At 31.8% G+C, this 24875-nt stretch carries 20 protein-coding genes; 9 read left to right on the top strand and 11 right to left on the bottom strand.

Features of this window, described 5'->3' with window-relative positions; translation table 11 throughout:
• Positions 1–371: 371 nt before the first annotated feature.
• The 3 genes from glp (at position 372) to IJI80_RS02385 (ending at position 2504) form a co-directional block, all read left to right on the top strand.
• Positions 372–1616, top strand: coding sequence for a gephyrin-like molybdotransferase Glp (glp, locus tag IJI80_RS02375; protein WP_292787312.1), 1245 nt, complete (start codon positions 372–374; stop codon positions 1614–1616).
• Between the two features lie 61 nt (positions 1617–1677).
• Positions 1678–2148 carry a GyrI-like domain-containing protein gene (locus tag IJI80_RS02380; RefSeq protein ID WP_292787313.1) on the top strand — a complete coding sequence of 157 codons (471 nt, stop codon included), beginning with the start codon at positions 1678–1680 and terminating at the stop codon, positions 2146–2148.
• 59 nt (positions 2149–2207) lie between these two features.
• Entirely contained in the window at positions 2208–2504 is a 297-nt protein-coding gene (locus IJI80_RS02385; RefSeq protein ID WP_292787315.1) for a hypothetical protein, read from the top strand.
• Positions 2505–2554: 50 nt separating this feature from the next.
• On the opposite strand, the gene IJI80_RS02390 is transcribed toward IJI80_RS02385, so the two are convergent.
• The 3 genes from IJI80_RS02390 to hypD form a co-directional block, all read right to left on the bottom strand.
• Positions 2555–3859, bottom strand: a complete 1305-nt coding sequence (locus tag IJI80_RS02390; RefSeq protein WP_292787317.1) for a TldD/PmbA family protein — start codon at positions 3857–3859, stop codon at positions 2555–2557.
• A gap of 71 nt (positions 3860–3930) precedes the next feature.
• Entirely contained in the window at positions 3931–4635 is a 705-nt protein-coding gene (locus IJI80_RS02395) for a phosphoglycolate phosphatase (RefSeq protein WP_292787319.1), read from the bottom strand.
• A gap of 56 nt (positions 4636–4691) precedes the next feature.
• A complete protein-coding gene (gene hypD, locus IJI80_RS02400; protein ID WP_292787369.1) occupies positions 4692–5735 on the bottom strand; it encodes a hydrogenase formation protein HypD in 1044 nt (347 codons plus the stop codon).
• 360 nt (positions 5736–6095) lie between these two features.
• Between hypD and pseG the strand changes: the two genes are divergently transcribed.
• The 4 genes from pseG to IJI80_RS02420 are packed head-to-tail and all read left to right on the top strand — an operon-like array spanning position 6096 to position 11884.
• On the top strand, positions 6096–7826 hold the full coding sequence (gene pseG / locus IJI80_RS02405) for a UDP-2,4-diacetamido-2,4,6-trideoxy-beta-L-altropyranose hydrolase (RefSeq protein WP_292787321.1): 1731 nt from the start codon (positions 6096–6098) through the stop codon (positions 7824–7826).
• A 21-nt stretch (positions 7827–7847) separates the two neighbouring features.
• Entirely contained in the window at positions 7848–8918 is a 1071-nt protein-coding gene (locus IJI80_RS02410) for an N-acetylneuraminate synthase family protein (protein ID WP_292787323.1), read from the top strand.
• Positions 8919–8941: 23 nt separating this feature from the next.
• Positions 8942–10441, top strand: coding sequence for a sialyltransferase (locus tag IJI80_RS02415; RefSeq protein ID WP_292787325.1), 1500 nt, complete (start codon positions 8942–8944; stop codon positions 10439–10441).
• Positions 10442–11884, top strand: a complete 1443-nt coding sequence (locus IJI80_RS02420; RefSeq protein WP_292787327.1) for a flippase — start codon at positions 10442–10444, stop codon at positions 11882–11884. It begins immediately after the preceding gene.
• Between the two features lie 130 nt (positions 11885–12014).
• Here IJI80_RS02420 and IJI80_RS02425 read toward each other — a convergent pair whose 3' ends face one another.
• The 6 genes from IJI80_RS02425 to IJI80_RS02450 form a co-directional block, all read right to left on the bottom strand.
• A complete protein-coding gene (locus IJI80_RS02425; protein ID WP_292787329.1) occupies positions 12015–12521 on the bottom strand; it encodes an acyltransferase in 507 nt (168 codons plus the stop codon).
• A 120-nt stretch (positions 12522–12641) separates the two neighbouring features.
• A complete protein-coding gene (locus IJI80_RS02430) occupies positions 12642–14582 on the bottom strand; it encodes a hypothetical protein (protein WP_292787331.1) in 1941 nt (646 codons plus the stop codon).
• Between the two features lie 200 nt (positions 14583–14782).
• Positions 14783–15997 (bottom strand): glycosyltransferase, encoded by a 1215-nt coding sequence (locus IJI80_RS02435; RefSeq protein WP_292787334.1) that lies wholly within the window; start codon positions 15995–15997, stop codon positions 14783–14785.
• A 46-nt stretch (positions 15998–16043) separates the two neighbouring features.
• Positions 16044–17759, bottom strand: coding sequence for a glycosyltransferase family 39 protein (locus tag IJI80_RS02440; protein WP_292787336.1), 1716 nt, complete (start codon positions 17757–17759; stop codon positions 16044–16046).
• A 62-nt stretch (positions 17760–17821) separates the two neighbouring features.
• Complete coding sequence (locus IJI80_RS02445; protein WP_292787339.1) at positions 17822–18694, bottom strand: UbiA family prenyltransferase; 873 nt, start codon at positions 18692–18694, stop codon at positions 17822–17824.
• 141 nt (positions 18695–18835) lie between these two features.
• Positions 18836–20191: a glycosyl transferase GT4 family protein gene (locus IJI80_RS02450; RefSeq protein WP_292787345.1), complete on the bottom strand. Its 1356-nt coding sequence runs from the start codon at positions 20189–20191 to the stop codon at positions 18836–18838.
• A 248-nt stretch (positions 20192–20439) separates the two neighbouring features.
• Between IJI80_RS02450 and IJI80_RS02455 the strand changes: the two genes are divergently transcribed.
• Both IJI80_RS02455 and oadA read left to right on the top strand, forming a co-directional pair.
• Positions 20440–21534, top strand: a complete 1095-nt coding sequence (locus IJI80_RS02455; protein ID WP_292787353.1) for an inositol-3-phosphate synthase — start codon at positions 20440–20442, stop codon at positions 21532–21534.
• A gap of 329 nt (positions 21535–21863) precedes the next feature.
• Positions 21864–23591 (top strand): sodium-extruding oxaloacetate decarboxylase subunit alpha, encoded by a 1728-nt coding sequence (oadA, locus tag IJI80_RS02460; protein ID WP_292787354.1) that lies wholly within the window; start codon positions 21864–21866, stop codon positions 23589–23591.
• Positions 23592–23810: 219 nt separating this feature from the next.
• Here the strand turns inward: oadA and IJI80_RS02465 are convergent, their stop codons facing one another.
• Together IJI80_RS02465 and larC are read right to left on the bottom strand one after the other, a co-directional pair.
• Entirely contained in the window at positions 23811–24419 is a 609-nt protein-coding gene (locus tag IJI80_RS02465) for a hypothetical protein (RefSeq protein ID WP_292787357.1), read from the bottom strand.
• 65 nt (positions 24420–24484) lie between these two features.
• Positions 24485–24875: nickel insertion protein (larC, locus tag IJI80_RS02470; protein ID WP_292787361.1), on the bottom strand; the 391-nt coding region annotated here is incomplete at its 5' end.

Raw genomic sequence — 24875 nt, forward strand, 5'->3', positions numbered from 1 at the left:
AAATTCTCCTCCTACTCATTCTCCAAATATTTAATAACACATCATTTTAATAAATCAGTTAAATAAATCATTTATATAAATTAATATTTGATTAAACAATTTTCTAAATAAATTGAAAATTTCGTTTAAATTATTGTTTAAGAAATACCGCTAATAATTTATTATTATATATTATATATTTCTTAATATAAATACTAACAAGATAATTTATAAAGGTTTTGATTTTTAATGTGAATTTTTATACAAAAATACATAATATAAAATATATCTATTAATAAATTATTAAATAGAAAACATTATCAAAAATATTTTTGATATGTTATATATTATAATTTTTTTAAAATATTTTTTAAAGTTTCAAAGGTAATACAATGGGTGTAGAATTTTTAAAGATAAAAGAAGTAGATGAAGCAAAAGAAATCATTAATGAAAAGTTTAATGAATACTATACTCCACAATCTGAAATCATTGATATAGCAGAAAGCAATAACCGAATTACATTCAGTAAAATCGAAAGTAAAATTGATTTTCCACCATTTAACAGATCCCTTAAAGATGGTTTTGCAATAAAATCAGAAGATAGTTATGGGGTTAATGAAGAAAATCCTAAAAAGCTTAAAGTCATTGACTTTTTAGAGGCAGGATCATTTACTGATAAAACTGTAGAACTCGGAAAATGTGTAGAAATCAGTACAGGTGCACCAATTCCTGAAGGTGCAGATGCAGTTGTTATGGTGGAATTTTCCAATAGACCAGAAGACAATGATGAACTTGAAGAAGACGAGATTGAGATATTGACCAGCGTGACTCCTTCCCAAGACATTGGACAAAAAGGTTCTGATGTTAAGAAAGGACAGACAATTCTTGAAGAAAACATTCTACTTAATCCTCCTAAAATAGGAGTGATAGCTGCTCAAGGAATAGACACTGTTGAAGTGTATAGAAAGCCTAAAGTTGGAATTATCTCTACTGGAAATGAATTATTAACCAATCAGGAAGAATTGCAACCTGGAAAAATCTATGATGTTAATAGTGAAATGATTAAGGCAGGTGTAGATAACTGTGGTGGAGAAGGAAAATGCTTAGGAATCGTTAAAGACGTTTATGATGACTTAAAGGCTAAAATTCAAGACTCATTGAAAGAATGTGACATCTTGCTATGCTCTGGCGGAACTTCCGCAGGAGTTGGAGACAATATACGGCATATTCTTGATGAACTGGGAGAAGTTTATATTCATGGGATTACTGTACAGCCTGGAAAGCCAACTATTCTTGGAGTTGTTGATGGAAAGATAGTCATAGGACTTCCTGGAAATCCAGTTTCTGCAATTGTAATCTTTAATGTATTTGTTGCACCAGCAATTAAGAAATTAGCAGGTTACAAAGATGAGGAAGAGCAAAAAACAATTAAAGGAACTTTAAGAAGAAGAATCCATTCACCAATTGGAAGAATGCAATATCAATTGGTCAGATTGGAAGGTGATGATGTGATTCCGATATTTAAAGACTCTGGAGCTATATTCTCACTTGCTAGTGCAGCAGGATATACAAAAGTCTCTAAACAGACAGAATTGCTTGAAGAAGGAGAAGAAGTTGAAGTAATTCTCTTTAATTGAATTAAAATGAAAATTTAAAAATTATAAAAAAGATATATCATTATAATTATCAGGTGTAAACATGGAAATTAAAGAAAAAACTATTGAAGATCAAAAAGTAGCTATCATGAATTATAAGGGAGCTCTAAAGGATATGGATGTTTTGGTTTCTAAATTAACCGGATGGGTTGAAGTTGAAGAAATTGAAACTGCTGGAGACTTATTTGCAATATTCTACAATAACCCAAGAACCGCTAAGGAAAATGAAGTTGTTTACGATGTAGGAATTCCAATCAATCCTGAATTAGACCCTGATGAAACTGAAGAGATTAGAATCGTAACCCTGATTGAACACAAGGTATTGTCTGGAATCCACAATGGAACTTTGGAAAATATTCAAGAAAGCTATAATATTATGGCAGAATACTCCATTGAAAACAAATATGACATTATCGGTTCTCCTAAAGAAATTTACATAAAAAACAAATACGAAGTGGATAATGAAGAGGACTTAATAACTGAAATTCAATTACCAGTTATTAAAATGGGATAAATTATTCCATACTCTTAAATCTCTAATTCTATTAAATCTACTGGGAAGGAAATGATAAAATGGCTAAAGAGAAAAGTAAAAAAATGACTAAAAAGGAAGAGGAAAAACTTAATGAAAAAGTAGATAAAATAATAGAAAAAAACTTTGCAGACTTTTCATCTCAAGACGAGCTTGAGAACTTCATCCAAAATGCCTTTGACACTAAAACCTCTAAATTCAATAAGAACCTAAAGAAAAAGGAAAAGGAAATAAATAAAAAAGTGTCAAAAGCATACAAAACAGACACTAAAAGAATTGATAGAAAAATGAAGGAATTGGATAAGAAAATCAATGCAAGATTTAAAAATATAGGATAAAAAATAGATAAAAAGTTAAAATACTGAAAAATTATTTTATTTAGGTGGGATTAATTACCCACCACTCTTACATCATGTAAAAGCAATTTAGGAACAATGAAAGATCCTCTTTGCTTTGTCTCTTTACCTACAGCTACTGCATCACCTAGCAAATCATATATATTACCAGAAATCATAGCTTTTTTAATAGGTTTTTTGACTCCTTTATCGATTAAAAATGAATTGCTTGCTTCAACTGAAAAGTCTCCAGTTATCGGATTTGCAGTATGTGCACCTAAAACATCAGTAACCATGAATGCATCATTTATTTCATCTTCAAAAACATGATCTTTAAAGTCAAAAATAATATTTGAACCGCTAACAGAAGGAGTTCCTGCATAGGAACCTCTAAACCCATTGGAAGTGCTTTTGACTCCATCCTTATTAGCTGTATAAATATCATATAAATATCCTTTAAGAACACCATCTTCAACTAATGAGGTTCTTCTTGAAGCAGTTCCTTCATCATCACTTACTCCAGAGTTCAAACCTCCATCGACAGTGCCGTCATCATAAATGGAAAGACCTTCAGTGACTATTTTCTCACCGATTTTACCAGCAAGTCTTGACCTTCCCCTTTGAACATTATCTGCACTAAAACCGCTCATGAAAGTGGAGAGAAGTCCAGTTACCGCATGATAATCCAATATGACATCCTTATCTGAAGTTTCAATATGATCACCATCCAATGAGGACTTTGCCAAATCACATAAGTCTTCAGCCAATTTGATTCCGTCCAAATCATAAAGACATGATGAAACAGAGTCATAAGCAGTTGCCAAATCACCATCTTTTATTGCATTTATTGAAACACCTAATGCAAAACCGGTGGACTTGTCATAAGCTTCAACACCATTGGAGTTTACAATCAAGACTTCACCTTCTGCTGCTGAAAATCCACCTGAAGTGGTTTGACATCCATTATCTTCAATGCAGTTTAATACAGATTTTAAAGAACTTGTAAGTTCATCCAAATCAATTTCCTGGAACTTCTTATCAAAAGTGCCATTGATTTTCGGCAATTTTTCAAGCTCTGCAAAAGAGAAATTCTCATCTTTAGAATTAAGTTTAGAGTTTAAGTAAGCATTTTCACAAGTCTTTGCAATTTCAGACATGTCTGATGTGAAAGCAAAACCTACTGAACCGTCTTTAATAACTCTTACACCAATGCCTAAACTAATCTCTTCTTTTGCAAAATTCAAATCAGTCTTTTGGGAATCCAATTGAAGCAATTCAGTGTTTTCCAAATAAATTTCATAATTATCTGAATATTTTGAAATTTCCCTTTTTGCCTCTTCCGCTAATTCATATAACATATTATCACACTAAATGATATAAATAAGATTAAAATAAAAATTTTTTAAATAATTTAAATAATTTCATTAAATTATTCCACATTAAAAACAAATTTATCAATAGCTTCTGCTACTCCATCCCCATACTTATTCTCACAAACATAATCTGCGATTTCCTTTAGTTCATCACATGCATTAGCCACTGCAACTTTAAATCCTGCAGCATGTAAAAAGTCAATGTCATTTTCACTGTCCCCAATGCACATCATGTTTTCAATATTGTAATTCAAGAGCTTAGCCAATTCAGCAAGCCCTGTTCCCTTATCAACATCAGGATCTGTCAAGTGAAGTGCAAATCCACTATCATAAATTTCAACATCAAAGTCTTGGAGGAGCTCTTTAAGTGGTTCTGAATCCATATTCTTATAGAAACAGATTTCAGAAACCCTAGCATCGGAATCCTCAACAATCTTAAATGGAATATCCTCGCCAAACTTTTCAAGTAAAAAGTCATAAGCCTTTTGAGCTTTGGAAATGTCTCCTAAAACAATTACCCTATTGTCATTATATCCATCTTGATAGATGACTCCACCATTTTCACAAACTAAACCTCCAGTAGTTCCAACAAGTGTAGCCACTGCATAGGCAAAGTGTGAAATGTTTCCAGTAGCAATGATTACTGGAATACCTGCATCTTCCGCTTTACGTAGAGCATCCAATGCACTATGACAAACTCTTCTTTTTCCATCTGTAATTGTTCCATCAACATCTACAGCTATCGCTTCTATTTTTACCATGTTATCAAATCCTTAAAAATGATTGCATAAAGAAACTATAAAATCAATTGTTTAACTTATCTGCTATATCTGTGAGCAATGTTACAGGTTCCTTCCTTACTTACCATACATGCACCGATTGGGTGCATTGGATTACATGCCTTTCTAAACAATTTGCAGTCAGTTGGCTTTGCCATACCTCTTAAGATAGGTCCGCAAATACATCCTTTAGGAGCTTCAGTAACATCTTTCACTTCAATGTCATATTTCTTCCTTGCATCCCACTCGGCAAACTCATCATTAACTTCCAAAACGGAGTTAGGAATTTTTGGGAAACCTCTCCATTCTCTGCTTTCCACATGGAAAACCTCATCCATCATTTCCTTTCCAATGACATTTCCTTCAGTTCTTACAGCACGCTTATATTCATTGTCGATTCTTGGGGTTCCATTGTCAATTTGTCTTAAGATCATATAAACGGACATCAGGATATCCAATGGATTGAAACCTGCCACAGCTTGAGGAATGCCATATTCAGTTGAGAACTTCTCAAATGGCTCAGTTCCTAAAATTGTACATACGTGTCCAGGTTCAATTAAAGCATTTAAATTGGTTTCACCTGAATTGATCAAGAAGTCAATAGCTGGTGGAATCAATCTGTGACATGAAACTATTGAGAAGTTTTCAGGAGGCTTTTTCAATAATTCAGATGCAGTTGCAGGTGCAGTTGTTTCAAAACCTGCAGACATGAATACAACATCATTGTCTACTTTTTCTGCAATTTCCACTGCATTTGGAATACCGTAAACAACCCTTACATCTGCACCTTCCGCTTTTGCTTCAGCAAGAGAGCCATTGGAACCTGGCACTCTTAACATGTCTCCAAAAGTGGTTACAGTAACTCCTTTTTCTATCAATTGTAAACATTCATCAATTTCTCTTGAAGGAACAACACACACAGGACATCCTGGCCCTGCAACAATCTCAACTTCAGGAGGAAGCAAAGACCTTATACCGTGTTCCATAATGGTATGTTCATGAGAACCACAAACATGCATAATTTTAACAGGAGTAGCTAAATCATTTATTCTTTTAATTAAAGTATCAGCCATCTCTTTCATACTAGCCATTATAACACCTTAAATTCTTTATAATAAATTATCTGATTAATTTTAAAATTTTCAATAAATTTCTTCTAAATTTATTTAATATTTTAATTTTCAATTATTTTAATAATTAAAAAGTTCTACTTAATTAACTTATATAATTAATAAAATTTAATATTAATTAATAATATACTATTATTAGTTTGTCTTAATTAATAATATTTTTTAAAATTCAAAAAATTTGAATAAATTTTTTATTTTCAAATAATGAATGAAAATAATGAATGAAAATAATGAATGAAAATAAAAAATGAAAATAATGAATGAAAAAAAATGAAAATAATGATTAAAAATTAAATAGCTAAAGGTTTTAAAATGTATAAGGATAATAGAATTTTAGTTGTAATCCCTGCCAGAGGTGGTTCTAAAGGCATTCCTCGAAAAAACATAAGACTACTCGGAGGAAAACCGCTTATTGCACATACAATAGAAATGGGAAAGGCATCAAAATATGTTGATGACATTATTGTAACAACCGATGACAATGAAATAAAATTCATTGCAGAGAAATTTGGTGCAGAAACTGTAAAAAGAGATGGGAAACTTGCGGAAGACTCAATTCCACTTGATCCTGTAATCCATGACGCTACAATTCAAAAAGAGAAAAAAGATAATGAAAAATATGATGTTGTAATAACAGTACAGCCTACTTCCCCACTTCTTAAAACAAAAACCTTAGATTTAGCTATTGAAACATTATTAAATCCAAATGAAGACAAGGAATTCTATGATACAATTATTAGTGTTGTTGACGACAGACACCTGAGTTGGGGATACGATGAGAAAAACAAGAAGTATTTCCCATTATACAAGGAAAGGGTTAACAGGCAATACCTGCCGAAAGCATATAAAGAGACAGGAAGCATATTTGCAACAAAACGAGAATTTGTAACTGAAAACAGCCGTCTTGGAAATAATATTGGGCTTGTTGAAATATCCAAACAAGAAAGCATTGATATTGACAATTATGAAGACTGGTGGGTAGCTGAAAGAATACTAAAGAAAAAGAAAATACTGATTAAAGCCGATGCTTCCCATGAAATCGGCACCGGGCATATCTATAGGGCATTGGCAATAGCTTCCAAATTAGTCAATCATGAAGTGGTATTCTTGCTTGATGAGGCACAACCATTAGGAATTGAAATCGTTAAAAATAACAACTATCCTTACATTACTCATAACAGCAATAAAGGCAAAGGAAAGAAAGCAGATGAGAAAGCTAAAGAGGAATTGATTGAAAAGATAGTTGAATATGACCCAGATATTGTTATCAATGATATCCTCAATACAAATTCAAAGTATATAAAATCACTTAGGGATAAAGGATTCTTCATAGTTAATTTTGAGGATGTCGGAGGGGGAGTGAAATATGCACATATGGTCTTTGATGCATTATATGAGCATAAGATACCTCTTAAAAACCTTTACTCCGGACATAAATATTACATTCTAAAAGATGAGTTTTACTATCAATCATTTAAGGAAATCAAAGAGGGCGTCGATAAGGTTCTTCTCACATTTGGAGGAACAGATCCAAATAACTTAACTGAGAAGGTTCTTGAAGCGATTTTGGAAAGTGATTACAAAAACAAAATCGAGATTATTTTAGGACTTGGTTATGGAAACAAAAAGGAAATCCAAGATAAATACAAGGATGATGAAAGAATAGAAATCTATGAAAACGTTAAGAACATGAGTGAGCATATGCACGATGCTGACTTGATATTCACTTCTGCAGGAAGAACCATGTATGAAATAGCTTCACTTGGAGTTCCTTGCATCTGCCTTTGCCAAAATGAAAGAGAATTAAGCCACATCTTTGGAAATGTGGAGCATGGATTCATTAATTTAGGTTTAGGCAGCGAGGTCTCTAAAGAAGAAATAAAGGAAACATTTGAAAATACAATTGAAGACTTCCAATTAAGGAAAGAAATGAACAAGAGAATGAGTGAAGTTGACTTGAAACATGGCTTTGATAACATCAAAAGGTTAATCAAGCAATCATACAAAGAATGGAAAGAAGAATTGAAAATGGAAAATAGATGAAGATGAAAAATAGGTGAAAATATGAGCATATTCAATGAAGAACCATTTTTAATAGCTGAAATTGGTGTAAATTACTATGATATTGCAAAAAAGGAAAATATAAGCAATATGGATGCAGCTAAACTAATGGTTAAAGAAGCAAAAGATGCAGGTTGCAATGCAGTTAAATTCCAATCATATAAAGCGAATACAATAGCTTCCAAGAACTCTCCAGCATATTGGGATACAAATGAGGAGCCTACAACTTCACAATACGAATTGTTTAAGAAATTCGATTCCTTTGGAGAAGCGGAATATAGGGAAATAGCTGATTACTGCAATGAGATTGGAATAATGTTTCTATCAACACCTTTTGACTTTGATTCCATTGATTATTTGGATGAATTCATGGATGTCTATAAGATATCATCATCAGACCTTACAAACATTCCTTTCATAAAAAAAATTGCAGAAAAAGGAAAGGACATTATCATTTCAACTGGAGCTTCCACTCTTGATGAGATTAAATTAGCAATAGACACTATAGAAAAGACCAATGAAAAATACACAAGCGGTGATGCTGGAATAGGAATTATGCATTGTGTCCTTTCATATCCAACTGACAACAGCGATGCAAACTTACTTATGATTAAAAACCTTAAGGATTTGTACCCTAACTATGAAATCGGTTACTCAGATCATACAAAGCCTGATGAAAACATGCTTATTTTAACAACCGCTTACCTTTATGGAGCAACAATCCTTGAAAAGCATTATACATTAGATAAAACATTGCAAGGAAATGACCATTATCATGGAATGGACCCAGATGATGTAAGAAAATTCAATGAAAACATAAAACTTATCAAAACAATCAATGGACAATACGATAAGGTCCCTCTATCTTGTGAAAGCGAATCAAGAAAGCAAGCAAGACGTTCCATTATTGCAAAAGAGGAAATTAAAGAAGGGACAGTGATTTCTGAAGATATGCTCACATACAAAAGACCTGGAACAGGCATTTCACCAAGTGAACTAGATAAAATCATCGGTAAAAAGGCAAAAATGGATATTGCTGAAGATGAATTGATTAAATATGAATATTTGGAATAAATTATAATCATCAAGGAATTTTTATGACTTTTACAGTGAAAGAGATTTGTCAAGAGATTTGGAATCTTGAAGAGAAATATGAGTTGAATCATAAGGAGATTCAAGGTTGCTATCCTTGGCAATTGATTAGAATGTATTTATATTATGAAATAACTAGAAAGACAAATGTTTTTGAATCTGCTCAGCAGTCCAGTCTTTCCTTATTTGATAAGATAAACTCATTCTTGCCTTTTCTCAAAAACAGCATTTTATCAAACCCTTTAAGCGGGAGAGAAAATGTGGATGTTTTGATATTCGACCATCCAAGAAAAGTCATATTTGAAGATGAATACCAAGATATCTATAGCTATTTTTTAAAAGACACTCTTAATAAAATTGGGAAAAGTTTTGAAACAATTGAATCCCCTTATCTTAATCAACATTTTAGAAACAATGAAAACATTAAGGAAAATAATGTCAAATTCAATGACAGAATTCTCTTAGGTTCATTCATTCATAAAACAAGAAATAGAGGAAAATTGTCTTTTACTGAAGATGAAAAGCAACTGATAAATGCAGTGAAAGAAGAGCTTGAAACTGATTTTAAAATTGAAATTGACTTGTTTACAATCATAGAAGACCATATCCTGAATTTCCAATATGATTATGAAAAGTATATTGAACTTCTTCAAAGGAAAAATCCTAAAGTCGTATTTCTTGTAGTGGCTTATGAAAATAAGGCATTAGTTGCAGCCTGTAAAAAAATGAATATAGAAATTATCGAATTGCAGCATGGAACCATCAGCCCATACCATTTAGGATACAGCTATCCGGAAAACACTATGAAATCCAATGATGAAATCAAGGAAATTGAATACTTCCCAGACAAGATTCTAAGTTTTGGAGACTATTGGAAAAATGCTTGTCCATTCCCTATAGATAGTGAAAACATTATTTCAATGGGTTTCCCATACTTTGAGGAAAACTCAAAAACATATATGAAAATAGCTGATAAAAAAGATAATGAACCTAATGATCAAAAGCAAATATTATTCATTTCACAAGGAGTTATTGGAAAATACTTATCTGAATTAGCATATGAAACAGCTTCAAACATCCATGAAAACAATGATTCTCAAAATTTCAAATTTATCTATAAATTACATCCAGGGGAATATGGAACTTGGAAGGAAAATTACGATTACCTAACAAAAGCAAACGATGAATTCGATAACTTTACTGTAATTGATAAAAGTGAACCTCCATTATACGAACTGTTTGCTAAAAGCCACTACCAAATAGGTGCTTTTTCAACTGCAATCTATGAAGGGCTTGCATTCAATTGCAAAACTTTCATAATAGATGTTCCTGGTGTGGAATATTTAGATGACCTAATCGATAAGGATATTGTAAAAAAGGTTAAAAACAGTGAAGAACTAATTAATTACATAAACAGTGAAAACATATCAATTCAAGAATATGATAAGGATTATTTCTTTAAGAGCTTTGATGAAACTATTTTTAAAAGTATTTTAAGTGATTAAATGAGCGAATATGTGCGATTTATACAAAGAATAGGTTTGGTGGGACTCACAAACATCCTAATCTCTCTCAGTAGCCTAATCTTTATTCCAATCATTACAAAGTCATTCACCACCGCAGAATACGGTATGTGGGCACAGGTAAACACTACAATCGCACTTGTTCCAAATATTGCAAATCTTGGACTTCCATACACAATGGTAAGGTTCCTGTCTGCTGAAAAGGATAAGGAAAAGATCAAGGATTCATTCTATCCAATGATTAGCCTAACATTCATTTCCACATTGATAATTTGTTCATTATTCCTAATCTTTGGAAACACAATTGCAAATGCACTATTCAATGGAAGCATGCAAGTATTGTACATAACTACTGCAATCTCATTCTTCGCATGCATGAACCTGATGCTAATAAGCTTCTTTAGAACATTCCAGAAAATGAAAAGATACTCATTATTCCTTGTTCTTCAAAGTTATATTGGTGTGTTTGTAAGCATTTACCTCACTTATGCAGGATATAATATTGAAACTGTTGTGCTTGGTCTTTTGACAGGTTATGTGGCAGTATTCATCATGATGGCATTCCTAATTGTCAAGTATCTTGGAATTGGAATTGGAAAATGGTCTAACCTAAAGGAACAGCTTGCATTTGCTCTTCCTACAATACCAAGCAATGTGTCCAGTTGGGTTGTTGATTCAAGCGATAAGTATGTCATCGGAATCCTTATCGGATCAGTTGCAGTTGGATGCTACTCACCAGGATATGCATTAGGAAGCATACTATTAATGTTCCTTTCCCCATTTGCAGTTCTCCTACCTGCAGTCTTGCCTGAACATTATGAAAAGGGAGACATAGGGGAAGTGGATAAGTATCTCAGCTACTCAATGAAATACTATCTCTTGCTAACCGTTCCTGCTGCAGTTGGAATGAGTGTGCTTTCAAAGCCATTATTATACATAATCACAACTCCAGAAATTGCACTTGGAGGTTATATGGTAACTCCTTTCGTTTGCCTTGGAGCAATATTCATGGGAATGTATGGAATAACAAACAATATTCTCATCCTTGAAAAAAATACAATGATTCTTGGAAAGCTATGGATTGTTGTGGCTATTTCAAATATAGTCTTGAACTTATTGCTTGTTCCTTACCTAAACATCTTAGGAGCAGCCATTGCTACACTTATCTGCTACATATTGGCATTTGCAGTAACAGCAATTGCAAGCAAGAAAACCATGAGATTGCCATTCAACAGAAATGATCTTTTAAAAATCATTATTGCATCAGCTATTATGGGAATTGCAGTATATATGATGCATCCAATTGGAATTATTAATGTCTTGATATCCATTGCCACAGGAGTAATCATATACTTTGCAATCATCTTCATTTTAAAGGCAGTGACAATAAAAGAAATTGCAATCTTTAAAGATTTGATTCATTAAATTGAAGCTAAAATTAATTAAAATGAATGAACTTTTTTTGTGAAAAATAGTAATTGTGCAAAAATGAAAAATATGTAAAAATAGCAATTATATAAAAATAAATCATGAAAAAATTAAAAGATGATAACTATTAATGAAACTTTCCTTCTTTTTTTAACTTTTCATAATGATCCTTATCTCTTGAAGAGAAGACCTTTGCAGGATGCCCACCAGCGATTGCATATTTTGGTATATCATTGACTACAACACTTCCCGCTTGAATTATGGCACCTTCACCAATAGTTACCCCTGGAAGAACAATGACACGATTTCCTAACCATACATTGTCTTCAATAACTACATCCTTAGAGATGACAGTGCTATCATATGGAATAGCCTCACCTTCATAATTATGGCTATCTGTAATAATCATGCATTCTATGCCACTGTGAAAATTATCTCCAATGATTACATTGGCTGTTCCTTGAATCTTCATTCCATTGAAATTCACATTGTTTCCAAGACTTGTTTTAGGAGTGATATATGAATAGGCATTGACAGTCAAATCATTCCCACATGATGCAGATACCCTTTTTACTCTAAAAGTGTAATATTTCCTTTTAATTGACTTAAAAACATTTAAAACTTTAGAAATCATATTTCATCACAGCTTGAATCTATAGAAACAAAATAAATTTTGAAATTGAATAATTAATAATCTAATTTAAGTTAATTTAAAAAATGTGAAAATAAATAAAAAAAGTAAAAAATTAAAGTATTATACTACAGAACAGTCTGCAGAATAATAGGATAATAATCTTGCTATCTTAGCAACAGTCAACTCATCAATTCTTCTTTGACCACGAATCATTCTATTGAACAATTCATCTATAAAGAGGTCTTCATTGGTAAGAATTACATTTAAAATAGCCAAGTCATCATTAACAAAACCAATTAATGGCTCAATGTAAATTCCGCTAAATCCTTTATTATCCAAGAAAATAGCTAAATCTTCATTTAACTCTAAAGCTTTGCGTTTGATTTGACTATTGTTTACAAAATGAATCTCTTCATTTCCAAATTCAAATCTTGTTTGGTTATCCTTGTAATCAGTTTGAAGCTCTAAAGTATTCTTCTTATCCATGTAATTTTGGATAGAAGCGGAATCATTTACCATAGCATCTGTTTCACTGTCAGATTTTACCTTATTCTTATAGTCTTTAGAGTCATATCTTTTGGATAAGATGGTATATACACCAGTAGGCCCAACAACCACATGGTTAATGATATCCTTGGATTGTGGCGGTTGAACTGCATAGAATACATAGAAATCATTTGGAAGTGCAAGCAATCTTTCACGAATGATTCTTCCACGAGCGATATAATTATTGAAAGCATATCTTTTGTAAATACCGTAACTTAGAATGAGAACACCTATGGCAATAGCAATCAATACATACCATATTTGGCTAATAAAGTAATAATATGCAGCTGAAACGACTAAAATGAATGCTCCAATCAACATGTATAAATCAGCATTGGTTTTCTTAGGTTCATAAGCCCTATTTTGAGATTTCATTAGCTCAACTGTTTCTGGAGTGACCAATGCATCCTCTTCGCTTGCGGTTAAGTTTCCACGTTTAACGCTTTCTTCACCTTTTTTGATTAAGCGTTTGACAGAACTTCCCTTATAAAATTCCTTATCCATACTTCTGATATATTCATCTTTAAGAACATCAGACAAGGCAGTGTAATACTTATAACGAGCAAGCTTAAATGCTTCATACTCTTCAGGACTATCAAAGACCATTTCATTTTGAACTCTTGCAAATAGCTTTTGATCTTCTTCAGACAATTCCTGTCTAGCTAAAGACACTGGAGATTCAGGCATTTCATCTTCTGGAATGTCAGTGATTTCAACAAGCCTTGTTCCTCCACTTCCATATTCATCTTCATACTCATCTCTATAAGCAAATCCAGAAGCTATGTCTCTTGAAGTTTCCATATGCCTTCTTTCTGCATGTATAGGAATGATCTCATCAACATCTCCAAGTGTAGAGTCATAAATTGAACCATAAGAAATCATTTCTTCCTCTTCATATGATTCTAATGTATCAGGCAATATCTCTTCAGTTTCATAATAATATTCCTCATCAGCATATCCTGCATCTTGAGCATTTAACTCAGCATGTATAGGAATGATTTCGTCAACATCAGAACTAGCATAGAGAGAATCATCTACATAATTAGCTTCCGCATGAATAGGAATAATCTCATCAACATCAGAACTAGCATAGAGAGAATCATCTACATAATTAGCTTCCATATGAATAGGAATAATCTCATCGATTTCATCATCAGCGAGCGGGGTTTCTGTGAGTGGGTTTTGTGTATAATAAGTTGAATAAGTGGTTTCGGTTGATGCAGAGTCCATATTGGAAACGTAATCTAATGAACCTCCACAGCTATTGCATTCAAATTCGTTAATATTGTCATTTTCAGTCAATTGATATTTCAATCCGCAATTAGTACAATAAACAAGTACTAAATCAGAAGGATTCTGCGAATCATAACCAGAGGAAACTTTTTCTTCATCGTTTGAGAAGCTATCCAATTCCTCTAGATTTCCAGAACAAACAGAACATTCAAATGCGTTAATATCATCTTCGTCATCAAGTTGATATTTTTCACCACAGTTCTGACAAACTACCACTTTCATCTTATCCCTACTCAATCTGATTAATGATAAAAATCTTATCAAAATATAATCTAAAAAGTGATTAAAATTAGAAATTCATAAATCACTCTAATAAATCTATATTAATATATAATTTATAATTTATTAGATTTAAACATTATGTATTTATTGAATTTATTTGATTAATTTATTTAATTGAAAATAAAAAGAATTTAAAAAAATTAGAGAAATCTCTTATAGATTTCTAAAATTTGACTATTAATTATGTCCCAATTATATTTCTCTTTTATTAGTTTCTTGCCGTTTTCAGCAAAAATGAGAGACATTTCCTCATCGAATAAGATTTTTTCAATAGCTTGTCTTAAAGAGTCCTTATTGTCTTCACAAGCGAGACCTACATTTCCATCCACCCAATCGTGAATATGATTATTTTTAGTCAATACCAAAGGTTTGGAACATGCCATTGCCTCAAGACCACTTGTTGTAAATGATTCATATTTGGAAGGCATGACAAATAGGTCACAATCAACTAAAGCCTCTTGCTTTTCCTCCTTATACAATGGACCAGTGATAATGACATTTTCTTCAAGAGAGTATTCTTTAATCTTTTCTTCCAGTTTAACTAAATATCCATCATCAGGACCTACAATAGCTAACTTAATGCAAGAACTATCAATATCCTCTAAAATGTTTTCTTCATCATTTTCTTCATCATTCTGATTAATCAAATCATTAAAGGCATCTATCAATAGATCAAGCCCTTTTATTTCATGGATTCTTCCAACAAAAAGAATTAACTTATCATTTTCATCAATATTGAATTTAGAGCGGAATTTTCCAAAAGATGGAAGGTTCTCATACTCTTCCAAATTGATTCCAAGAGGAACAATTTCTATTTTATCCTCATCAACACCCATTTTCAAATATTGTTCCTTTTCAACTTCTGTAAGAGCAAATACACATGATGCATTGTGAAGCATCTTAAAGCCAAAGACTTTATCAAAAAGATTCTTTAACCCTTCCTTTTGGAAAAATGGAAGAACAGAACCGTGGGCCTGTACAATGTATGGAATATTGTTTTTCCTTGCAAAATAGCTTGCAATAATGGCTAAGGTTTGTCTATGCTCATGAATATGCACAATTTCATAGTCTTTAATGTCTTTTCTAATCTTAAATGGGGCTGTCAAAGGAGTGTCTAACATGGTTTTAAGCTTAAATCTGTTAGATAGGTTTCTGAAATAATCAACTTTGATTCCATCTACATCAACATCATAACGACCTTTTGGGAATTTTAATCTTTCCTTACATGAGTCTGAGCTGATAACCTTCACGTCATTATCCTTGCTTTGATTGGATGCAATTTGATAGCTTGCATTAACCACTCCTCCTGCAGACAAGCAAGGATAAAAGAAATGTGCAACATGTAAAATTTTCATAAAATTCACCATCTTAAAATTTATGATTAAAACATTAAATCATATTTTAATTAATCCTCTCGTATAAATATAAACCTTCTTTTTGATAAATAATAGTGTAATTTGATAGATTGAAATTGTCATCAGATATGTAATAAGTGATATTGCTTGACTCCAAATAATCCAATTGATCATCTGTAATTGGAATTGTATACTTCTTTAGGAACCAATTGTAAGACCTTTGATGGAATACAGCAACATCCTTTGACATATAATCAGAATCATATTCAGTTAAATAATCTGCAATTACCTTATTCTTATTGAAATCCTCATTATAATTAACTGTAGAAGTGAATGTAAATGCAGAGAATATGCAAAATAGAATCAGGATTATTGGAATAACCTTTAAAATATTCTGTTTTTTAAACTCAAAGAACTCCAATTTCCTAGACAAATCCAAAATCTCATTTAAGGCATAGATTACAAAATAAATGAAAGCAGGAAATACGGTTATGATGTATCTATTCACCTTAATATTCAAGAATGTGAAGAAGATGAAGTAAACCAATAACCATGCCAACATAAGCATATCTGTTGAATATAACTCCCTATCAATGCCAATTTTCCTGAAAAATGAAAACAGAATAACCAAATCAATTAATATGATAGTGATTGTGATAAGTGAATTTATCTTAAAGCATAGAATTGAAATTGCTAAGAGCACAATAAATAAAATACCTACATGATACTTGTATTTAGACTCTTCTTTTTTCTTAGCGTTAATCAATTTATATCCAAAATACAAAATTCCAATGGCAAATAGTCCAATCAAGAAAAATGACATTGGATTTGAACCGTTTAATACTGGAATTACATTATCAAAGCTTACATAATCTGAGTATAGGAAATTCGGAAAGTCATGAAGATAAAAGAATGTATCTGTTGTATATGCATTATCAATCACTTCCCCTTTAGAACCTGAGGCAAATGTAGAACTTTGTGTTAAGAATGACAAATTAGATCCATATGCTAAAATTGTGGCTGAAAAGAGCACGACTAAAACGAAAGCTATTGCACATGCTTTTAAAATATTCCTAAATTCCTCGCTTTTTATGTAGGATTTAAGTTTTCTAGAAAATTCTTTCCCATCCCCAATCAATAAATCCAAATTTGTGAAAAAATCATGCTTGGAAAGGTAATACAAAAGTATCAAAGGGAGTAAAAATAATGCAGTGTAACGTGTGAAAACAGCTAAAACAAAGAATGGAATAGCTATCATATAATACTTTGAATCCTTATCAACTGCAAGAATTGTAAAAATGATTGCCCATATGGATAAAGCGACTGCAGGAACATCCAATGTCCCATTTGCCCACCAAAGCAAAGTAAGGGAAAAACTACCAAAAAGAAATGCACCGCAAAGGCTTAATAAGGAACTGAACTTATTCTTCAAAAGCACGTAAATGCCTAAATTTGCAAATATGCAAAAGATTCCAGTTATTAAATAAAGAGCGGCTTCAGATAAAAATCCTAATTTGAATAGAATAGCTGTTAAAATACAAATGACTGGAGATAAGTACAGATATAGGATACTTGATTCATAACCTGCAAAAACAAGAGAATTGGACAAATAAATAAAAACGTCTGAACAGTAAATTCCTAAAACCAGATTGAAATTTATTAGGGCATAAGTTATGAGAATGCTAAAAATTGTTAAAATGAATAGATAGAAAAAATCATTCTTAGAGACATTTAAATCATCAAAAAATTTTTTAAACATCATAATTTCACTATCCTAATAATTTCATTTAAATTTTAACAATTTATTCAACATGATTTAAAAAACTATAAAAAACTAAAAATATTAAAAGATCCCACTACAAATGCTATAAAACTGATTAGCATAGCTATCTTTAGATTTTTAGAAACTTTTGCACATGTCTCTTCAGGGGGGTTCAACTTTAAGCTATAAGCGCTATACAAGAATATGATTATAGGTATAATCATTATAATCATATACCCAAGATTAAAAATTTTGAAAATGTAAAGAATAGGACACATTAAAGTTGTTACAACAATCAAAATTATTGATATGATTGAAGAGATCTTTTTACCATATAAAATAGGAAAAGTTCTTGCTCCTTCCTGTTTATCTCCCTCAATATCTTCCATGTCCTTTACTATTTCACGTGCTAATGTCATGAACATTGCAAATAATCCTAAATAAATTGAGATGAATAAAATCTTTAATGAACTTGTAGCGCATGCTATTACAACACCTGCGATTACAAAACAGAACCCTGTTAAAGTAGCTACAGTGAGATTTCCAATGAGTGGCATGGCCTTTAAGTTTCTTGCATAAAGATACATTATGATTGCAGCAGGAATGACAATTACAGAAGGCCAAATTGAATTTACCAAATAACTGTCTACAAAACTTAAAACAATGCCTATTCCAAAGAGAACAAAAGCATAATTTCTTGCATTTTCAAGACTGATTCTTCCTGATGGAATAGGGCGATTAGGCTTGTTGATTTCATCTATCTTCACATCAAAAACATCATTTATAGTGTTTCCTGCACCAGTACATATGAAAACAATCAACGCACAGATGATTATAGGCAAAGCATAATAATGCCCAACAAACATCATCAAGATTACAGCAATAGCTGCCATAACTGCATTTCCTAGACGGATAATTTCTAAATAAGCATTCATTTTAGTTCCTCAATTTTTATTTCCATATTTATCTTCTAAATAAATTTATATTTTATAAGTATAAATCTTTTATTTTTTTAATATTAAAATTATTAATTTTAAAACTGTTAATCTTATAAGAATTAATATAAAATTGCTATTTTATAATTCATTCAATAAATCAGCAAATTTCTTAGCCATATTTTCCATGGAATAATCTTCAATATTTATATCTGATCTTAATTCAACAGTTCCCTTTTCAATAAATTCATTATAAATGTCCAATAATGCTACTTTAGTTGATTCTAAATTTGAAACATGATATCCTACCTTAGTTTCCTCAATCAAATCTTTTAAGGAACCATCTTTATATCCAATTGATAAAACAGGTTTCTTCAATGCAAAATATTCATAAATCTTTCCTGGAATAAACATCTTTTCCTTTTCATTATCCCAAGATATCAAGAGGAGAACATCACTATCCAATTGCTTTTTCAATACTTCCTCGTGAGCTATTTTGCCGCCAATATGAAGAATATCCAAAAGACCATAACGTTTAGCTATTTCTTCCAAATCTGTGCTGTCACCATAAAATTCAATTGAAATCTTAGATGAATCCAATTTATTCTCATCTTCCAATTGGCGAATAGCTTCAAATAAATAGCTTGGGTCTCTTTTACCACCATATAATGATCCTGCATAAATAAACTTCAATTTTTCTGAAAAGCCAGTGGAAAAATCATCCTTTTTAGAAATTAAGTCCTCTAAAAACTTAAAGTCATCCTTGTCATAGCCTGATAAAATTGGAACTATTTTACTCATTGGATGCAAAGTGGACAATGTCTCCGCAGCTAAATCGGTAGTGGTTGTTAAAGCATCAGCATTTTCAAATGTCTTCAATTCCAATCTTTTTTCAAAATAATTTCTTATGAAAGTATGTGAAACATATGGATTTAAATTCCAAAGGTCCCTTAAGTCTGCTATCCAAGGAATATCCTGATGCTCCTTTAAATCCTTTGCAATTATATGGCAGGTTATAGGCCAGGAAGAACTTATGATAGCATCAATCTCTTCCTCATCCATAATGTTAGAAGCTTCTTTGAAAGCAGATTCGTGCCAGTATTTCATCCCATCAGGATATGCAAATATTTCACCAGCAATTGAAATGGCTTTTGAAGCAATTGGATTTGAAAATGATGAGGAGTCCTTTAACTTTTCATCATTAAATTCTATAGACTCTTTAGAATCATTAAAATCATTGAAATTAGAATTATTGGAATCAATTGATTTAGATTTCTTAAATTTATTGGAGAAATGACTGAACATATCCTCATATTCAGTGTAAATTATTCTGCAATCCAAATCATCGTTTTCCTTCGGAATGAAACCTAAATCAGGAACAATGACTATAGGTTCCCATCCAAATTGAGGCAAATATTTTGCAAGTGCCCTTAAACGCTTTGAAGCAATTTCATTTACCTGATTAAAATAAAATGCTATTAAAATCACTTTTTTCATTTAACCACCGAATAAAAAATTAAAATCCAAATCAAATATGATGATATGAAGGACTATTTTTTGAAAATTCATCAATTTTTGAAAAGATTTATATAAATAAATGATAATATATTAAAGTAATATGATTTATATTTATTTTTATTCAATAATGTTTATATAAATTTTTAAAAAAATCAAAATATACTTTATTTAAGCAATAACAAATTGAAAAATCAAAAAATTAGAATTATTTTATTACTGGTGAAAATATGAGCAAAATTAAAATAGCTGTAGTAGGAATAGGAAACTGTGCAAGTTCCCTTATACAAGGAATCTATTATTATAAAGATAAGAATCCTGAAGATGCAATTGGCCTTATGCACTGGAAAATTGGTGAATGGGATCCAACTGACATTGAAGTGGTCGCTGCTTTTGATATTGATGCAAGAAAAGTTGGAAAAACTGTTGATGAAGCTATCTTTGCAAAACCAAACTGTACTACAGTTTTCCAACCAGAAATACCAAAAAGCGATGTAGTTGTCCAAATGGGACCTGTTCTTGATGGTGTCAGTGAACATATGGCAGAATTCGAAGATGATTATACTTTTATAGTAGCTGATGAAGAACCAGTAGACGTTGTTGAAGTCTTGAAAGAAAGTGGAGCAGAAATATTACTCAGTTATTTACCAGTAGGTTCTGAAGAAGCTGCAAGATTCTATGCACAATGTGCATTAGATGCAGAAATTGCTTATATTAATTGTATGCCAGTATTTATTGTAAGTGACCCAGAATGGGATGCAAAATTCAGAGAAAAAGGACTCCCTGCTGTTGGTGACGACATTAAAGCACAAATCGGTGCAACTATCACCCACAGAACCTTAAGTAACTTGTTTAAGGAAAGAGGTGTTAAATTAATTCACACTTACCAAATCAACACTGGTGGAAACACTGACTTCTTGAACATGTTAAACAGAAAACGTTTAGACTCTAAAAAAGAATCTAAAACTGAAGCTGTTCAATCTGTACTTGCAGAAAGAATGGATCCTCATGACATTCACATTGGTCCAAGTGATTATGTGCCATGGCAAAAAGACAACAAGATCTGTTTCTTAAGAATGGAAGGTAAAACCTTTGGTGACGTTCCAATGGACATAGAACTCAGATTAAGTGTAGAAGATTCTCCAAACTCTGCAGGATGTGTAATTGATGCTATTCGTTGCTGTAAATTAGGACTTGAAAGAGGAATTGGTGGACAATTAACTTCAATTTCATCTTATGTTATGAAACACCCTCCAATCCAATTTACTGATGATGAAGCAGCAGCTAATGTTGAAGCATTCATTAATGGAGAAATAGAACGTTAAGATTTATTTCTTAACTTTTTTTACTTTTTTTCTTTTTTTATCTTTTATTATTCTTTTATTATAGTTTATTTCTATTTTCTATTATTTTTATACTCTTTTTGACACTATTTTTCGTTTAACTTAACTCTTTAAACTATTTTTAAAAAAACCTCTTAAATATGGCTAAAAATAGATAACTTTTATTAGTAGTTATAACAATAAATAATAATATAATGTAATATAATCGTATGTGATTTAGGAAATAATAAATTATAATTTACATTTAGAAATCAACAATATGATTGAATTAAATTTATCGTAATATTTAAAAATTTTAGTGAGGTGTAAAGATGAAAGTGAAAATAACAGAAACTGCATTCAGAGATGCTCACCAATCCCTTTTAGCAACCAGAATGAGAACAAGAGATATGGTTCCTATTATTGAAGAAATGGATAAAGTCGGATATCATGCTATAGAAGCATGGGGTGGAGCTACCTTTGATACTTGTATTAGATTTTTAAACGAAGACCCATGGGAAAGATTAAGAATATTAAAGGAAAACTTTACTGAAACTCCATTGCAAATGCTCCTTAGAGGTCAAAACTTACTCGGATACAAACATTATGCTGATGACATTGTAACTAAATTTGTAGAAAAATCCTATGAAAACGGTATTGACATCTTTAGAATCTTCGATGCAATGAATGATATTAGAAACATGCAACAATCCATTAAAGTAGCTAAAGAACAAGGCGCTCATGTTCAAGGAACTATTAGTTATACCATTAGCCCAGTTCATACTATAGACAAATTCGTGGAATTTGCAAAAGAGCTTGAAGCATTGGAATGTGATTCAATAGCTATTAAGGATATGGCTGGTTTAATCACCCCATCTGTTGTATTCGAATTGGTTAGCAGATTAAAAGAAGAAACTGACTTATTAGTTAATTTACACTCACATTGTACCAGTGGTATGACTCCTATCAGTTATTATGCTGCATGTCAAGCAGGTGTTGACATTTTAGATACTGCTATCTCACCTATTGCTTGGGGTACTTCCCAACCTCCAACAGAAAGTATTGTAGCATCCTTACAAGGCACTGAATTCGACACTGGTCTTGATTTGAAAGCATTGAACCAAATTAAAAAATACTTCGAAACCCTTAGAGAAAAATACGAAGGATACATCGATCCTATTAGTGAAAGAATCGACACTGATGTATTGATGTACCAAATTCCTGGTGGTATGCTTTCCAACTTAATTTCACAATTAAAACAGCAAAATGCGTTAGACAGATACCAAGACGTATTGGAAGAAATGCCTCGTGTTAGAAAGGATATGGGATACCCTCCACTTGTAACTCCAACTAGCCAAATCGTAGGTATTCAAGCTGTAATGAACGTTATAAATGGAGAAAGATACAAAATCGTTTCTAATGAAGTTAAAGATTACATGAAAGGTTACTATGGACGTGCTCCAGCACCAATCAATCAAGAAATCGCTAAAAAGATCATTGGTGATGAAGAGCCTATTACCTGCAGACCTGCAGATTTAATAGAACCTGAATATGAAAACTTCAAAAAAGAAGGTGAAGAGTTAGGAATCATCAAAAAAGAGGAAGATGTTCTTACTCTTGCAATGTTACCTCCAGTTGCTAAACAATTCCTTAAAGGCGACCTCGAAGAAGAAGCATTCCCAGAAGCCCATATCGGCAATGGTAGTGAAAACGACTTGGGAGCTATTCCAACTGAATACTCTGTAGAGGTTGACGGAGATATCTTTGATGTGAAAATCATGCCTACCGGATACTTACAAATTGATCCAAATGGATCTGGAAACATTGGCCCAATTCCTGGTGCATTAACTGCTTCCATGCAAGGTATGGTACTTAAAATCAAAGTAAATACTGGAGATAAAGTCCAAAAAGGTACTGTAGTGGCAGTTCTTGAAGCTATGAAAATGGAAAACGATATCTATGCTGAAGAGGAAGGTATTGTAGAACAAATTTTCGTAGAAGAAGGTGACACTGTCAATGCAGGTGATAACTTAATGTTGATTAAACCTTTAGACGAATAATGGTAATTATTTACCATTATCTTTTATTTTTTTTAGATTAATCTAATGCTGATTAGATTTAATCTCTTTACACCTTATTTAAAATTAAACAAAAAACTATTTTTAAAAATCTTACATTTTAAAATCTGAAATAATAGACATTTATTTCATCCCATCATTAATTCGTATAATATAAAACTATTATTGGAATGATAAAAAAAGAAAATGAATAGATGAGCATCATCCATTTCCAATTCCTAAAAAGAAATAATCATAAGTGTTTTCTAAAGTTTCAGGAGCCATCCAAGGATAAGTTTTAGCCAAATATTCCTTAATCTCATCTGATCGGGTGATGACATCTGCCTTATTTGCAAATTTCTGTGCTCTGAAATAATCATTCAAATCATCACTGATTTCACGGGATTCCTCATACAAATGCTCTAAATGAGCAGGCGGAATATGAGGCAATATCTCCCTAAGAATGTCAATAGGAATCAAATCAAAATGATTTGCAATTGCAAAATTAAAAATCACATTCAATACAAGATCTTTGGTATTAAGAACAACACGTCTTGGAATGGATTCCGCTTGTTCCTTAGAGATAACACCATCCTTTAAAGCTCTATCCACATCTGTTTCAACAACAATCTGAAAAGACTGATTGTACTTTCCTTGTCTAAATCGAATGGCAAATATTACCATGCAAATAACAGACAATACAGCAAATATTAAGGAAATGAATGAAACCAAGCTGGATTGGAGTTTGAATTCATTATAAATCAATAATATAAGAGCCAGTATGATGAAAAATCTTGATAGAAATGCTAAATTTATTCTTGGAATTTTCATATTTTCACATATAATAATTATTCTTATTCTTATTTAAGAATTTCTTATTGAACAAACAAAATATTTTACTCTCTATTGTTTTCCAAATAATCACGAATCATTGTGTTTGCAACATCCCTAACTTCAATTAAAGGAATGTCCTGTTCTACAGAGATTCTGCGTAAATCCTCATATTCAGGCCTATGAGAAATAATTTCATCACCAATCAACCCTATTTTGAAGTTGATTGTATAAATATGATTGCCAACATTAATATCCAAAGGAACGAATTGTCTTTCAGCCACTCCTCTATGAGTGTTTTCAGAGACTCTAATGCCTAAAGTGCCTGTTTCCCTAAAGAGGATATTTACCAAATGATCAACCAAATCCGGTTTTGAAATAATTTTAATTAAATGGCCCGGCCTATTTTTCTTCATGGTAATAGGCACCATTGAAACATCTCTTGCCCCTTCAATC

The organism is Methanobrevibacter sp., assembly GCF_017432245.1.
Taxonomy (GTDB): Archaea; Methanobacteriota; Methanobacteria; order Methanobacteriales; family Methanobacteriaceae; genus Methanobrevibacter.

Bases quoted from the DNA above. Each gene is read 5' to 3' on its own strand.
- glp (WP_292787312.1), top strand. From the start codon at position 372: ATGGGTGTAGAATTTTTAAAGATAAAAGAAGTAGATGAAGCAAAAGAA.
- IJI80_RS02380 (WP_292787313.1), top strand. From the start codon at position 1,678: ATGGAAATTAAAGAAAAAACTATTGAAGATCAAAAAGTAGCTATCATG.
- IJI80_RS02385 (WP_292787315.1), top strand. From the start codon at position 2,208: ATGGCTAAAGAGAAAAGTAAAAAAATGACTAAAAAGGAAGAGGAAAAA.
- IJI80_RS02390 (WP_292787317.1), bottom strand. From the start codon at position 3,859: ATGTTATATGAATTAGCGGAAGAGGCAAAAAGGGAAATTTCAAAATAT.
- IJI80_RS02395 (WP_292787319.1), bottom strand. From the start codon at position 4,635: ATGGTAAAAATAGAAGCGATAGCTGTAGATGTTGATGGAACAATTACA.
- hypD (WP_292787369.1), bottom strand. From the start codon at position 5,735: ATGAAAGAGATGGCTGATACTTTAATTAAAAGAATAAATGATTTAGCT.
- pseG (WP_292787321.1), top strand. From the start codon at position 6,096: ATGTATAAGGATAATAGAATTTTAGTTGTAATCCCTGCCAGAGGTGGT.
- IJI80_RS02410 (WP_292787323.1), top strand. From the start codon at position 7,848: ATGAGCATATTCAATGAAGAACCATTTTTAATAGCTGAAATTGGTGTA.
- IJI80_RS02415 (WP_292787325.1), top strand. From the start codon at position 8,942: ATGACTTTTACAGTGAAAGAGATTTGTCAAGAGATTTGGAATCTTGAA.
- IJI80_RS02420 (WP_292787327.1), top strand. From the start codon at position 10,442: ATGAGCGAATATGTGCGATTTATACAAAGAATAGGTTTGGTGGGACTC.
- IJI80_RS02425 (WP_292787329.1), bottom strand. From the start codon at position 12,521: ATGATTTCTAAAGTTTTAAATGTTTTTAAGTCAATTAAAAGGAAATAT.
- IJI80_RS02430 (WP_292787331.1), bottom strand. From the start codon at position 14,582: ATGAAAGTGGTAGTTTGTCAGAACTGTGGTGAAAAATATCAACTTGAT.
- IJI80_RS02435 (WP_292787334.1), bottom strand. From the start codon at position 15,997: ATGAAAATTTTACATGTTGCACATTTCTTTTATCCTTGCTTGTCTGCA.
- IJI80_RS02440 (WP_292787336.1), bottom strand. From the start codon at position 17,759: ATGATGTTTAAAAAATTTTTTGATGATTTAAATGTCTCTAAGAATGAT.
- IJI80_RS02445 (WP_292787339.1), bottom strand. From the start codon at position 18,694: ATGAATGCTTATTTAGAAATTATCCGTCTAGGAAATGCAGTTATGGCA.
- IJI80_RS02450 (WP_292787345.1), bottom strand. From the start codon at position 20,191: ATGAAAAAAGTGATTTTAATAGCATTTTATTTTAATCAGGTAAATGAA.
- IJI80_RS02455 (WP_292787353.1), top strand. From the start codon at position 20,440: ATGAGCAAAATTAAAATAGCTGTAGTAGGAATAGGAAACTGTGCAAGT.
- oadA (WP_292787354.1), top strand. From the start codon at position 21,864: ATGAAAGTGAAAATAACAGAAACTGCATTCAGAGATGCTCACCAATCC.
- IJI80_RS02465 (WP_292787357.1), bottom strand. From the start codon at position 24,419: ATGAAAATTCCAAGAATAAATTTAGCATTTCTATCAAGATTTTTCATC.